This is a genomic window from Streptomyces sp. NPDC004051, assembly GCF_053604275.1.
Genome location: NZ_JBSGHG010000003.1, coordinates 1 through 13,021 on the forward strand (window position 1 = coordinate 1; position 13,021 = coordinate 13,021).

Below are 13,021 nucleotides of genomic sequence, written 5' to 3' on the forward strand. Positions count from 1 at the left end.
GTCGGTCACCTCCGGCGCGGTGATCTGCGAGATCAAGGACTGACGGCCCGGCCGCAACACTGCTCGGCGCACCCGCCGGGCGCCCGACGGGGCCACCCAGCCCCCCGGGCGCCCGGCGTCATCACCGCCTGCGCAGGTCCGCGACGCGTGCCCGCTCCGCGCTCTGGGCCTGCTCGGCCGCTCCCAGGGCGACGGCCGAACGCAGCCCCGGCCCCTGTCGACGCGGCCCCGGCAGCGGCATGTCCCGGCGCTGCTGCTGCCGTGCCGGGGCCGGCTCACCCCCCGAGCCCGCGGCACCTCCCGGCGCCCCGGCCACGGCGATCTGCACGCCCTGGTCGGCGAGCGCCTGCAACTCGGTGCCAGCGCGGTCGTCGTGCGCGGGCGGCTCGTCCGTCACCAAGCGGGTGATGACGTCCGTGGGCACGGTCTGGAACATGGTGTCCATGCCGAGCTTGCTGTGGTCGGCGAGGACCACCACCTCCGCGGCGGCCTGCACCAGCGCCCGGTCGACGGAGGCCGACAGCATGTTGGACGTGGACAGTCCCCGCTCGGCGGTCAGCCCGCTCCCGGAGAGGAACGCCCTGGACACCCGCAGTCCCTGGAGGGACTGCTCGGCCCCGCTGCCGACGAGGGCGTAGTTCGAACCGCGGAGCGTACCGCCGGTCATCACGACCTCCACCCGGTTGGCGTGCGCCAACGCCTGGGCCACGAGCAGGGAGTTGGTGACGACGGTCAGACCGGGCACCCGGGCCAGCCGGCGGGCCAGCTCCTGTGTGGTGGTGCCCGCCCCGACCACGATGGCCTCGCCCTCCTCCACGAAACCGGCGGCGAGGTCGGCGATGGCGGTCTTCTCGGCGGTCGCGAGATGTGACTTCTGCGGGAAACCGGACTCCCGGGTGAACCCACCCGGGAGTACCGCACCGCCGTGCCGGCGGTCGAGGAGTCCTTCTGCCTCCAGCGCGCGCACGTCCCGCCGTACGGTCACTTCGGAGGTCTGGACGACGCGGGCGAGTTCACGGAGCGACACGGCCCCGTTCGCTCGCACCATTTCGAGGATCAATTGGCGACGTTCTGCAGCGAACACAAAACTGACAGTAACGCCGACGACCGTCTGCTTTCAGCACTTTGCGCTGAATAGCAGAAGTTGTTCGCGCACCCGACCGCCGAGTGGTATAAGCCCTAGTCGCCCCAGATGTTCCGAACACTCATCCGGCAACTCCCCGTGACCGACGAGGAGTTGGTTTCAGCCGTCAGGCTGCCTGACCGTCGGGCTGCCGGGCCGTCAGGACTCTCCCGTCACCTTGCGCGTGTGCAGCTGCCGCGCCACCTCGGCGATCGATCCCGACAGCGAGGGGTACACGGTGAAGGCGTTCGCGATCTGCTCGACCGTCAGGTTGTTGTCGACCGCGAGCGAGATGGGGTGGATGAGCTCCGAGGCGCGGGGCGCCACGACGACGCCGCCCACCACGATCTCGGTGCCCGGCCGGCAGAAGATCTTGACGAAGCCGTCGCGGATGCCCTGCATCTTCGCGCGGGGGTTGCGCAGCAGCGGCAGCTTCACGACCCGCGCGTCGATCTTCCCGGAGTCGACCTCGGCCTGGCTGTAGCCGACGGTGGCGATCTCGGGGTCGGTGAAGACGTTCGACGAGACGGTCTTCAGGTTCAGCGGAGCCACCGCGTCGCCCAGGAAGTGGTACATGGCGATCCGCCCCTGCATCGCCGCCACCGACGCCAGCGCGAAGACGCCGGTGACGTCGCCGGCCGCGTACACGCCCGGGGCGGTGGTCCGGGAGACCCGGTCGGTCCAGATGTGCCCCGACTCGCGCAGCCTGACCCCGGCCTCCTCGAGCCCCATGCCCGCGGAGTTCGGGATGGCGCCGACGGCCATCAGGCAGTGCGATCCGGTGATGACCCGCCCGTCGGCGAGGGTCACCTCCACCCGGTCCCCGACCCGCTTGGCGGACTGCGCGCGCGAACGCGCCATGACGTTCATGCCGCGCCGGCGGAAGACGTCCTCCAGCACCGCGGCGGCGTCCGGGTCCTCGCCCGGCAGCACCCGGTCGCGCGAGGACACGAGCGTCACCTTCGACCCCAGCGCCTGGTAGGCACCGGCGAACTCGGCGCCGGTCACACCGGAACCGACCACGATGAGCTCCTCGGGGAGCTCGTTCAGGTCGTACACCTGTGTCCAGTTGAGGATGCGCTCGCCGTCGGGCCGCGCGTCGGGCAGCTCGCGGGGGTGACCGCCGGTGGCGATGAGCACCGCGTCGGCGGTCAGCGTCTCCTCGGACCCGTCGGCGGCCCGGACCACGACCTTGCGCGACCCGTCCAGGGCCTGCATGCCCTCGAGCCGCCCCCGCCCGCGCAGCACCCGCGCGCCGGCCCGCGTCACGGACGCGGCGATGTCGTGCGACTGGGCCAGGGCCAGCCGCTTCACCCGGCGGTTCACCTTCCCCAGGTCCACGCCCACGACCCGGGCGGCCTGCTCCACGTGCGGGGTGTCGTCGGCCACGATGATGCCGAGCTCCTCGTAGGAGGAGTCGAAGGTGGTCATCACCTCGGCCGTGGCGATCAGGGTCTTCGAGGGCACGCAGTCGGTGAGCACCGACGCCCCGCCCAGACCGTCGGAGTCGACGACGGTCACCTCCGCGCCGAGTTGCGCGGCGACCAGCGCCGCTTCGTATCCGCCGGGTCCGCCGCCGATGATCACGATCCGAGTCACATGCTCCATTGTCCCGCACACTTCACCGTGCGACCGTCCGGGGGCCGTCCCCGTGGCTCCCCTGTTACCGGAGGGACCCGGGGTGCCGCTGCCGTACGCTCTCCCCCATGTCGCTCTACGCCGCGTACGCCGGCAACCTCGACGCGCGGCTGATGTCCCGCCGCGCCCCGCATTCGCCGCTGCGCGCCACCGGCTGGCTGAACGGGTGGCGACTGACCTTCGGGGGCGAGAACCTGGGCGTGCACCGGCCGAGCGGATCCGCTGATCCCGCCGAGCCCTCCGGTCCCGTCGAGTCCGTCGAGCCCACCGGCCCGGCCGCGGGAGGCGGCGCGCTCGCGACGATCGTCGAGGACCACTTCGCCCAGGTCTTCGTCGCGCTGTACGACATCGCCCCCATGGACGAGGAGTCCCTGGACCGCTGGGAGGGCACGGGCCTGGACATCTACCGGCGCACCCGCGTCCGGGTCCACACCCTGGACGGCGAGGAACCCGCCTGGACCTACGTCCTGAACGCCTACGAGGGCGGCCTCCCCTCGGCCCGCTACCTCGGCGAGATCGCCGACGCGGCGGAATCCGCGGGCGCCCCCCACGACTACGTGATGGAACTGCGCAAACGCCCCTGCTGAACCCGCGCCCGGGCCGGACCGCCGGAACCCGCCCGCCGGAGCCGGCGAGGCCTCCTCGGAACCGAGTCGGCAAGGTCCGTCCGGAAACGACAAGACAACGATCGCACGCCCGCGAGCTCTGACATCTACGCGCGTAGGCGAAGACCGGCTACCCTCATCCGCGTGAACGCTTCTCTTCTTCCGGACGACATCCAGGGCGACCCCCACGCCGCAGCCGACGCCGCAGCCGCGCGCCTGCGCGAGCTCACGGGCGCCGAGACCCACGACGTCGCCCTCGTGATGGGCTCCGGCTGGGCACCGGCCGTGGACGCCCTCGGCTCACCCGACGCCGAACTCCAGGTCACCGAGCTGCCCGGCTTCCCGCCGCCGGCGGTCGAGGGTCACGGCGGCAAGATCCGCTCGTACCGCCTCGGCGCCAAGCGGGTCCTGGTCTTCCTGGGCCGCACCCACTACTACGAGGGCCACGGCGTGGCCTCCGTCGCCCACGGCGTGCGCACCGCCGTCGCCGCCGGCGCCAAGACGATCGTCCTGACCAACGGCTGCGGCGGCCTGCGCGAGGGCATGCGCCCCGGCCAGCCGGTCCTGATCAGCGACCACATCAACCTCACGGCCACCTCCCCCATCGTCGGCGCCAACTTCGTCGACCTCACCGACCTCTACTCCCCCCGGCTGCGCGCCCTCTGCAAGGAGATCGACGCCACCCTGGAGGAGGGCGTCTACGCCCAGTTCCCCGGCCCGCACTACGAGACCCCGGCGGAGATCCGCATGGCACGGGCGATCGGGGCGGACCTGGTGGGCATGTCGACGGTGCTGGAGGCCATCGCCGCGCGGGAGGCGGGCGCGGAGGTGCTCGGGATCTCCCTGGTCACCAACCTCGCCGCCGGTATGACCGGTGAACCGCTCAACCACGAGGAGGTCCTCCAGGCGGGCCGGGACTCCGCCGCCCGCATGGGCACCCTCCTGACCCGGGTACTGGGCCGCCTGTAGCCGTCCGCGGCCCCCGGCGGCAAGGGCCGGGGGCGGGGCGGGACGACTCACCGACCATTCGAGAGGCTGACCGACACGTGCACGACGACCTGACCGCCCGGGCCCGCACCTGGCTCGCCGAGGACCCCGACCCCGAGACCCGTGCGGAACTCGCGGCGCTCCTCGAAAGGAGCACCGGGAGCACCACGGACGACGCCGACGGCGTTGCCGAACTGGCCGCCCGCTTCAGCGGCACCCTCCAGTTCGGCACCGCCGGTCTCCGCGGCGAACTGGGCGCCGGCCCGATGCGCATGAACCGCGCCGTCGTCATCCGCGCCGCCGCCGGCCTCGCCGCGTACCTCAGGAAGCAGGGGTCCCCCCACGGGGACGGCACGGCCGGCCTCGTCGTGATCGGCTACGACGCCCGGCACAAGTCGGCGGACTTCGCCCGTGACACCGCCGCCGTGATGACCGGCGCCGGTCTGCGGGCGGCCGTCCTCCCCCGCCCCCTCCCCACCCCGGTGCTCGCCTTCGCCGTCCGGCACCTCGGCGCGGTCGCCGGGGTCGAGGTCACCGCCAGCCACAACCCGCCCCGGGACAACGGCTACAAGGTGTACCTCGGCGACGGGTCCCAGATCGTCCCCCCGGCCGACGCGGAGATCGCCGCCGAGATCGCGGCCGTCGGGTCCCTGGACGACGTGCCCCGCCCCACCACCGGCTGGCAGACCCTCGACGACTCCGTCCTGGAGGCCTACCTCGCCCGCACGGACGCCGTCCTGGCCGAGGGCTCCCCCCGGACCGCCCGCACGGTCTACACCGCGATGCACGGTGTCGGCAAGGACGTCCTGCTCGCCGCGTTCGCCCGGGCCGGCTTCCCGGAGCCGGTCCTGGTCGCCGAGCAGGCCGAGCCCGACCCGGACTTCCCCACCGTCGCGTTCCCCAATCCGGAGGAGCCCGGCGCGATGGACCTGGCCTTCGCGAAGGCCCGCGAGGCCGAGCCCGACCTGGTCATCGCCAACGACCCGGACGCCGACCGCTGCGCCGCGGCCGTCAAGGACCCCGGCGGGGCGGGCGCCGGCGGCGGGGACTGGCGCATGCTGCGCGGTGACGAGGTCGGCGCCCTGCTCGCCGCCCACCTGGTCCGGCGCGGCGCGACCGGCACGTTCGCCGAGTCGATCGTCTCCTCGACCCTCCTCGCCCGTATCGCCGAGCAGGCGGGGCTGCCGCACGAGGAGACCCTGACCGGCTTCAAGTGGATCGCCCGGGTGGAGGGCCTGCGCTACGGCTACGAGGAGGCGCTGGGCTACTGCGTCGACCCGGAGGGCGTGCGCGACAAGGACGGCATCACGGCCGCGCTGCTCCTGGCCGAGCTGGCCTCCGAGCTGAAGGCGGAGGGCCGCACCCTCCTGGACCTCCTCGACGACCTCGCCGTGGCCCACGGCCTGCACGCGACCGACCAGCTGTCGGCCCGTGTCGAGGACCTGTCGCTCATCGCGGACGCCATGCGCCGCCTGCGCGAGAACCCCCCGACCGCACTGGCCGGCCTGCCCGTCACCCGGGCCGAGGACCTGACCCGCGGCACGGACGCCCTCCCGCCCACCGACGGCCTGCGCTACACCCTTCAGGGTGCCCGCGTCATCGTCCGTCCGAGCGGTACGGAGCCGAAGCTGAAGTGCTACCTGGAGGTCGTCGTCCCGGTCGCCGACCGGGCCGGCCTGCCCGCGGCCCGCGCCAGGGCGGCCGCCCTGCTGACCGCGCTCAAGCAGGACCTGAAGGCGGCGGCCGGTATCTGAGCGACCGGAAACGGGAGGGGGGTCCGCAGTTCCGCGGACCCCCCTCCCGTCGTTCCGTCGCTCTGCCGGGCTCAGGTGACGGTGAGCAGGACCGCCAGCAGGATCACCCCGGCGAGCGTCGGGGCCAGGATCTCGTAGGACCAGCGCACGCTCACCTCGCCCTGCGCGCTCGCCGCGCTCTGCCGGTCCGCGTACAGCTCGCGCAGTTCGTCCATCGCGCGGTCGCTCGGCGCCCGCTCCGGCGCCTCCGTTCCGCCCGGCGCGGACGCGGCACCCCCGTACCGGGACGCTCCGCCCGCCCTCGGGGCCCGCCCCGCGGTGCGGACGTCGACGCCCTGCGCCCGCTCGCCCGCGGCCCGCATCTCCCGCCGCGCGGCCCGCTTGCGGGCCCCCAGGGACACGGGCAGGGCCCACAGCTGGTACTTGGCGCCGGTGTCGGAGACGACCTCGTTGGTGTAGCCGGCGCGCAGCGCGGCGATCCGGCCCCAGGGCAGCACGATCGTGCGGAAGGGGTTGCGGACGCGCAGCCGGTCCTCGCCGGCGTACACGGCGGGCAGCAGGGTGTAGGCGACCACCGGGGGCACGATCGCCAGCAGCGTGGCGAGCGCCAGCCACGGGGCCCGGCCCTCGCCGGAGACCACGGCGTCGACGCAGAGCCAGCCGACGATCGCCAGCAGCAGCACGCCACCGGCCATGCCCGGGGTCGACCGGTACACCCGGTCCTCGGCCTCGGGGCCCTCGGACTCGTGCCCGCCGCCGGGCTCCGGGTCGGACGGCTGCTGCTCTGGGGTGCTCATGCCCCCGATTCTGCCCGACGGGTCCGCACGCGCCGGCGGGTGGTGGGCGGGTCGGAAAAGGGTGGGAGGGCTGTACAGCCGCTACGCGCGTAGATATGCTCGGCTGGTGACCATGTCCTCCACTGCACCACACGCTCTCAGTGACGTCACCGCGTCCGACGGCACGCTGCGCCGCTTCCTGCACGGGCTGCCCGGTGTCGACGCGGTCGGCCTGGAGGCGCGTGCCGCCTCGCTCGGCACCCGCTCGATCAAGACGACCGCGAAGGCGTACGCCATCGACCTCGCCATCTCGATGGTCGACCTGACGACGCTGGAAGGCGCGGACACCCCGGGCAAGGTCCGGGCGCTCGGCGCGAAGGCGGTCCGCCCCGACCCGAGCGACCGCACCGCCCCCGCCACGGCCGCGGTCTGTGTCTACCCCGACATGGTGGCCACGGCGAAGGAGGCGGTCGCCGGCTCCACCGTCAAGGTGGCCTCCGTCGCGACCGCCTTCCCGGCCGGCCGCGCCCCGCTCGCGGTCAAGCTGGCCGACGTCGGGGAGGCCGTCGCCGCCGGTGCGGACGAGATCGACATGGTCATCGACCGCGGGGCGTTCCTGGCGGGGAACTACCTGAAGGTGTACGACGAGATCACCGCCGTGAAGGAGGCCTGCGGGACGAGCGCCCGCCTCAAGGTCATCTTCGAGACGGGCGAGCTGTCGACGTACGACAACATCCGCCGGGCGAGCTGGCTCGGCATGCTGGCCGGCGCGGACTTCATCAAGACCTCGACCGGCAAGGTGGCGGTGAACGCCACGCCCGCGAACACCCTCCTGATGCTGGAGGCGGTCCGCGACTTCCGCGCGCAGACCGGTGTCCAGGTCGGGGTGAAGCCGGCCGGCGGCATCCGTACCAGCAAGGACGCGATCAAGTTCCTCGTCCTGGTCAACGAGACCGCCGGCGAGGACTGGCTGGACAACCACTGGTTCCGCTTCGGCGCCTCCTCCCTGCTGAACGACCTGCTGATGCAGCGCCAGAAGCTGGCCACCGGCCGCTACTCCGGCCCCGACTACGTGACGGTGGACTGATCACCATGGCACCTGTTTTCGACTACGCGCCGGCGCCCGAGTCCCGCTCGGTCGTCGACATCGCCTCCTCGTACGGCCTGTTCATCGACGGCGAGTTCACCGAGGCGGCCGACGGCAAGGTCTTCAAGACCGTCTCCCCCTCCACCGAGGAGGTCCTCTCCGAGGTCGCCGAGGCCGGTGAGGCGGACGTCGACCGCGCCGTGCGGGCCGCCCGCAAGGCCTTCGAGAAGTGGTCGGCGCTCCCGGGCTCCGAGCGCGCGAAGTACCTCTTCCGCATCGCCCGCATCATCCAGGAACGCAGCCGCGAACTCGCCGTCCTCGAAACCCTCGACAACGGCAAGCCGATCAGGGAGACCCGCGACGCGGACCTCCCCCTGGTCGCCGCGTACTTCTTCTACTACGCGGGCTGGGCGGACAAGCTCGACCACGCCGGCTACGGCGCGAACCCGAAGCCGCTGGGCGTCGCGGGCCAGGTCATCCCCTGGAACTTCCCCCTCCTCATGCTGGCGTGGAAGATCGCCCCGGCGCTGGCGACCGGCAACACGGTCGTCCTGAAGCCCGCCGAGACCACCCCCCTCTCGGCGCTCTTCTTCGCGGACATCTGCCGCCAGGCCGGTCTCCCCAAGGGCGTCGTCAACATCCTCACCGGCGACGGCCGCGCCGGAGCCGCGCTGGTCGCCCACCCGGACGTCGACAAGGTCGCCTTCACCGGCTCCACCGCCGTCGGCAAGCAGATCGCGCGCACGGTCGCGGGCACCCGCAAGAAGCTCACCCTCGAACTGGGCGGCAAGGGCGCCAACATCGTCTTCGACGACGCCCCGATCGACCAGGCCGTCGAGGGCATCGTCAACGGCATCTTCTTCAACCAGGGCCAGGTCTGCTGCGCGGGCAGCCGCCTGCTCGTCCAGGAGTCGATCCACGACGAGCTGCTGGACTCCCTCAAGCGCCGGCTCACCACCCTGCGCCTCGGCGACCCGCTGGACAAGAACACCGACATCGGCGCGATCAACTCCGCGCAGCAGCTCGAACGCATCACCTCGCTCGTCGAGCAGGGCGAGGCGGAGGGCGCCGAGCGCTGGTCGGCGGCCTGCGAACTCCCGGAGAACGGCTACTGGTTCGCCCCGACGCTGTTCACGGGCGTCACCCAGGCGCACACGGTCGCCCGCGACGAGATCTTCGGCCCGGTGCTGTCGGTCCTCACCTTCCGGACGCCCGACGAGGCGGTCGCCAAGGCCAACAACACGCCGTACGGCCTGTCGGCGGGCATCTGGACGGAGAAGGGCTCGCGCATCCTGGCGGTGGCGAACAAACTCCGCGCGGGTGTCGTCTGGTCCAACACGTTCAACAAGTTCGACCCGACCTCGCCGTTCGGCGGTTACAAGGAGTCGGGCTTCGGCCGCGAGGGCGGCCGCCACGGCCTGGAGGCGTACCTCGATGTCTGATAAGTCCGAGAAGATCGAGAGGGCCGAGAAGGCCGAGAAGGCCCACAAGGGCGAGAAGAGCGGCAAGGTCCAGAAGGGCGAGAGGGCCGAACCGAGGCTCTCGGTCCTCAAGACCTACAAGCTGTACGTCGGCGGGAAGTTCCCGCGTTCCGAGAGCGGCCGGGTGTACGAGGTGTCTGACGCGAAGGGCAACTGGCTGGCCAACGCACCGCTCGCCTCCCGCAAGGACGCGCGGGACGCGGTGGTCGCCGCCCGCAAGGCGTTCGGCGCCTGGTCGGGCGCGACGGCGTACAACCGGGGCCAGATCCTCTACCGCGTCGCGGAGATGCTGGAGGGCCGCAGGGACCAGTACGTCCGGGAGGTCGCCGAGGCCGAGGGAGTGTCGAGCTCCGAGGCGGCCGGCCAGGTGGACGCGGCGGTCGACCGCTGGGTCTGGTACGCGGGCTGGACCGACAAGATCGCCCAGGTGGTCGGCGGCGGAAACCCGGTCGCGGGCCCCTACTTCAACCTGTCCTCCCCCGAGCCGACCGGTGTGGTCGCCGTCCTGGCGCCCCAGGAGTCGTCCTTCCTGGGCCTGGTCTCGGTGGTCGCCCCGGTGATCGCCACCGGCAACACGGCGGTCGTGATCGCGAGCGAGCGGTCCCCGCTCCCCGCCCTCTCCCTGGGCGAGGTCCTGGCCACCTCCGACCTGCCCGGCGGCGTGGTCAACGTCCTCTCCGGCCGTACGGCGGAGATCGCCGCGCCGCTGGCCGCGCACCAGGACGTCAACGCGATCGACCTGGCCGGCGCCGACGAGGTGCTGGCGAAGGAACTGGAGATCGCGGCGGCGGACAACCTCAAGCGCGTCCTGCGTCCACAGCCTGTGGACAACTGGTCGGCAACTCCCGGCACGGACCGCATGACGGCCTTCCTGGAGACCAAGACGGTCTGGCACCCGACCGGCTCCCTGGGCGCATCGGGCTCCGCCTACTGACCGACCCCTGCGCCCCACAGGAATCCCCGCAGGAACCGGGCCGCGGCTTTCCTCCGTCCGGAGGAGCCGCGGCCTTCGCCGAACACCCCCCACCCTGGGCGACGGCGGTCGGTGACCGAAGATCCCGAGCGGGGCGGTCAAAAGGAGTACGCACGATGGGCGCCCCGGCGGGCCTCCGTCGGGTCCGGCCGCCGGAGCGGGGCGGTGCCCGCGCCCCTGCCGGCCCGGCCCGCCCGGAACCTCGAACCCGCCGGCTCCGTCCGCGACGGCAAGGACGCGACCAGGCCCGCCCCGATGCCGGACGGAGCGGCCTGGCGGCCGTTCGTCGACGGCGTCAAGGACCGTTCCCCGCAGGACGGACGAGGCGGGGGGTCAGCCCCTCAGCGTGTCCGTCGCCTGCCCCGCCACCGGGATGCTGCCGAGCGACGGTGCCTGGGTGACCGGGCCGGTGACCGAGCGGGAGTCCACCGGTTGGAAGTCGGCGACCTGGGTGCCGACGCCGTTGTCGAGCGGGTCCACTCCCGTGCCGGCGAGCGGGTTGGGCTTGAGGTCCGCGACCGTGCCGACGACCTGGCCGGTGTCGTCGAGGACCGTCTCGGAGTTCGCGGCCGACGCCGTGGCCGCACCGAGGCCGAGCGCCGCACCCGCCGTCGCGAGGACCGCCAGAGTTCGTCGGGCGGTCGGCGTCCTGGGTGCCTTGTGTCGGGCCATCGCTGTGCCACCTATTACCTTCGCTGGGTGATCGATTCGTCGCGAAGAGTAGTTGATGTGTGATGCGTGCTTCAAAGCCGTACTGCGGGGCGTACGCCGCACGGCTGATGCCTCAGACTGGTGTCCCGTGAGTTCCCAGTCGCCCTTCTCCGCGCGAGTCGTGCTGCTCTGCGGCCCCTCCGGCTCCGGCAAGTCCCTCCTCGCGGCCCGCTCCGGCCTTCCGGTGCTGCGTCTCGACGACTTCTACAAGGAGGGCGACGACCCGACGCTGCCCCTGGTGGCGGGCAGCTCCGACATCGACTGGGACCACCCCGGCTCGTGGGACGCGGACGCCGCCGTCGCCGCCATCGACCGGCTGTGCCGCACGGGCCGTACGGACGTGCCCGTGTACGACATCTCCCTCAGCGCCCGGACCGGTGCGGACGCGGTCGACATCGGCGGGGCTCCGCTGTTCATCGCGGAGGGCATCTTCGCCGCGGAGATCGTCACGCGCTGCGGCGAGCTGGGCCTCCTGGCCGACGCGCTGTGCCTGAGCCGCGGCCCGGTGAAGACCTTCCGCCGCCGCTTCCTGCGGGACCTCAGGGAGGGGCGCAAGTCCATCCCCTTCCTGCTGCGGCGCGGCTGGCGGCTGATGCGGCTGGAGCAGTCGATCATCGCCCGCCAGACCTCGCTCGGCGCGTACGCCTGCGACCGCGAGGAGGCCCTGAGCCGCCTGGCGGCGGCGGGGGTCGGCGGCGGCGACGGGCAGGGCGGGCCGGGCACGCGCACCGAGGACTCCGGCGCGGGCGCGGACTCGGGTGCGAGGTCGGCCGCGCGGTCGGCGTAGCCGGGGCGGACCCGGCGCGCACGCACGAAAGCGGGACCGGAAAGGCCCCCCGGCCCTCCAGCCCCGCTCCTTCGTGCTCCCCCCGTGGTCCCCCGTTTCCCCCGGTTCCCCTCGAGATCCCCCGATCCCTCGGTTCCCCGTTTTCCTCCCCCGTTTCCCCCGTTCTCCGGTTTCCCGGTTCCCCCCCCGTTCCCCCGTACCTTCAGGCGACCAGTTCGCCGAAGGCGTCCTCCCGGTCACGGCCGAAGCTGAGGACCTCGTCCTCGCGCAGCCGGCGGAGCGACCGCCAGATGCTGGACTTCACCGTGCCGACGCTGATGCCGAGGATGTCCGCGATCTCCGGGTCCGTGCGCCCCTCGTAGTAGCGCAGGACCAGCATGGTGCGCTGGAGCTCGGGCAGCCGGGCCAGCGCCTGCCACAGGACCGCGCGCAGCTCGGTGCCGCGCATCGCGTCCGTGTCGCCGACCGTCTCCGGCAGCTCCTCGGTCGGGTACTCGTTCAGCTTGCGGCGGCGCCACGCGCTGATGTGCAGGTTGGTCATGGTGCGGCGGAGGTATCCGCCGACCGCGGCCTTGTCGCTGATCCGGTCCCACGCCCGGTAGGTCGAGAACAGCGCGCTCTGCAGCAGGTCCTCGGCCTCGAAGCGGTCGCCGGTCAGGTGGTAGGCGGTCGCGTACAGGGAGGCGCGTCGCTCCTGGACGTAGGTGGTGAACTCCACCTCCGACAGCGAACGGCGCTCCCCCTCTGCCTCCCCGTACCCGCTTCCCCCGCGTGTTTCCCCCGTGTTCGTTTCCCCCGTGGGCGCGTCGACCACCGTCATGCAGACGGTGTGACGCCCGGCACCGCGAGCGCACCCCCGTTTGCCCAGGGCACCGGACTTCTCACCGGCTCGGTGCACGTCGTGCAGACGCGTGACAACCGCGCTGGAGCCAGTGCCGTGCAGCGTGTTCATCTCGCGCCCCCCGTCGTGGACTTCCGGTGTCTTCGTGTGCTGCTGTGCTGTTGTGCTGTTGTGCTGTTGTGCCGGTGACGAAAATCCTGCCCGGGCGACTTCATGGCCGTGTCCGCCGACTGTCACAGAGCTGTCACAGGGGCCGCC

The 13,021-nt window shown here is 72.6% G+C and carries 12 protein-coding genes; 7 read left to right on the top strand and 5 right to left on the bottom strand.

The window, feature by feature from the left end; genetic code table 11:
- Positions 1–121 precede the first annotated feature (121 nt).
- Positions 122–1,084, bottom strand: a complete 963-nt coding sequence (locus ACWEQO_RS05285; RefSeq protein ID WP_361462954.1) for a DeoR/GlpR family DNA-binding transcription regulator — start codon at positions 1,082–1,084, stop codon at positions 122–124.
- A 198-nt stretch (positions 1,085–1,282) separates the two neighbouring features.
- Entirely contained in the window at positions 1,283–2,743 is a 1,461-nt protein-coding gene (locus tag ACWEQO_RS05290; protein WP_361462957.1) for an NAD(P)H-quinone dehydrogenase, read from the bottom strand.
- A gap of 86 nt (positions 2,744–2,829) precedes the next feature.
- On the opposite strand from ACWEQO_RS05290, the gene ACWEQO_RS05295 reads away from it, so the two are divergent.
- From ACWEQO_RS05295 to ACWEQO_RS05305, 3 genes are all read left to right on the top strand, one after another.
- On the top strand, positions 2,830–3,348 hold the full coding sequence (locus ACWEQO_RS05295) for a gamma-glutamylcyclotransferase (RefSeq protein WP_361462959.1): 519 nt from the start codon (positions 2,830–2,832) through the stop codon (positions 3,346–3,348).
- 162 nt (positions 3,349–3,510) lie between these two features.
- Positions 3,511–4,335, top strand: a complete 825-nt coding sequence (locus ACWEQO_RS05300) for a purine-nucleoside phosphorylase (protein ID WP_361462961.1) — start codon at positions 3,511–3,513, stop codon at positions 4,333–4,335.
- A 77-nt stretch (positions 4,336–4,412) separates the two neighbouring features.
- Positions 4,413–6,107: a phospho-sugar mutase gene (locus ACWEQO_RS05305; protein ID WP_452979178.1), complete on the top strand. Its 1,695-nt coding sequence runs from the start codon at positions 4,413–4,415 to the stop codon at positions 6,105–6,107.
- A 71-nt stretch (positions 6,108–6,178) separates the two neighbouring features.
- Here ACWEQO_RS05305 and ACWEQO_RS05310 read toward each other — a convergent pair whose 3' ends face one another.
- On the bottom strand, positions 6,179–6,904 hold the full coding sequence (locus tag ACWEQO_RS05310) for a PH domain-containing protein (protein WP_452979181.1): 726 nt from the start codon (positions 6,902–6,904) through the stop codon (positions 6,179–6,181).
- Positions 6,905–7,016: 112 nt separating this feature from the next.
- On the opposite strand from ACWEQO_RS05310, the gene deoC reads away from it, so the two are divergent.
- Genes deoC through ACWEQO_RS05325 form a run of 3 tightly spaced genes read left to right on the top strand, consistent with a single transcriptional unit; the run spans position 7,017 to position 10,385 of the window.
- Entirely contained in the window at positions 7,017–7,970 is a 954-nt protein-coding gene (gene deoC / locus ACWEQO_RS05315) for a deoxyribose-phosphate aldolase (RefSeq protein ID WP_452979720.1), read from the top strand.
- 5 nt (positions 7,971–7,975) lie between these two features.
- On the top strand, positions 7,976–9,412 hold the full coding sequence (locus ACWEQO_RS05320) for an aldehyde dehydrogenase family protein (protein ID WP_452979184.1): 1,437 nt from the start codon (positions 7,976–7,978) through the stop codon (positions 9,410–9,412).
- Entirely contained in the window at positions 9,405–10,385 is a 981-nt protein-coding gene (locus ACWEQO_RS05325; protein WP_452979187.1) for an aldehyde dehydrogenase family protein, read from the top strand. The genes ACWEQO_RS05320 and ACWEQO_RS05325 overlap by 8 nt, the downstream gene beginning before the upstream one ends.
- Before the next feature lie 372 nt (positions 10,386–10,757).
- Here the strand turns inward: ACWEQO_RS05325 and ACWEQO_RS05330 are convergent, their stop codons facing one another.
- On the bottom strand, positions 10,758–11,096 hold the full coding sequence (locus ACWEQO_RS05330; RefSeq protein WP_452979189.1) for a hypothetical protein: 339 nt from the start codon (positions 11,094–11,096) through the stop codon (positions 10,758–10,760).
- A 127-nt stretch (positions 11,097–11,223) separates the two neighbouring features.
- On the opposite strand from ACWEQO_RS05330, the gene ACWEQO_RS05335 reads away from it, so the two are divergent.
- Positions 11,224–11,922: a uridine kinase gene (locus ACWEQO_RS05335; protein ID WP_452979191.1), complete on the top strand. Its 699-nt coding sequence runs from the start codon at positions 11,224–11,226 to the stop codon at positions 11,920–11,922.
- A 202-nt stretch (positions 11,923–12,124) separates the two neighbouring features.
- On the opposite strand, the gene ACWEQO_RS05340 is transcribed toward ACWEQO_RS05335, so the two are convergent.
- Positions 12,125–12,874 carry a SigE family RNA polymerase sigma factor gene (locus tag ACWEQO_RS05340; protein WP_361450334.1) on the bottom strand — a complete coding sequence of 250 codons (750 nt, stop codon included), beginning with the start codon at positions 12,872–12,874 and terminating at the stop codon, positions 12,125–12,127.
- Positions 12,875–13,021: the final 147 nt, after the last annotated feature.

What these genes read in the sequence shown, in the direction of transcription:
- ACWEQO_RS05295 (WP_361462959.1), top strand. Translation starts at nt 2,830, where the DNA reads ATGTCGCTCTACGCCGCGTACGCCGGCAACCTCGACGCGCGGCTGATG.
- ACWEQO_RS05310 (WP_452979181.1), bottom strand. Translation starts at nt 6,904, where the DNA reads ATGAGCACCCCAGAGCAGCAGCCGTCCGACCCGGAGCCCGGCGGCGGG.
- deoC (WP_452979720.1), top strand. Translation starts at nt 7,017, where the DNA reads ATGTCCTCCACTGCACCACACGCTCTCAGTGACGTCACCGCGTCCGAC.
- ACWEQO_RS05320 (WP_452979184.1), top strand. Translation starts at nt 7,976, where the DNA reads ATGGCACCTGTTTTCGACTACGCGCCGGCGCCCGAGTCCCGCTCGGTC.
- ACWEQO_RS05325 (WP_452979187.1), top strand. Translation starts at nt 9,405, where the DNA reads ATGTCTGATAAGTCCGAGAAGATCGAGAGGGCCGAGAAGGCCGAGAAG.
- ACWEQO_RS05330 (WP_452979189.1), bottom strand. Translation starts at nt 11,096, where the DNA reads ATGGCCCGACACAAGGCACCCAGGACGCCGACCGCCCGACGAACTCTG.
- ACWEQO_RS05340 (WP_361450334.1), bottom strand. Translation starts at nt 12,874, where the DNA reads ATGAACACGCTGCACGGCACTGGCTCCAGCGCGGTTGTCACGCGTCTG.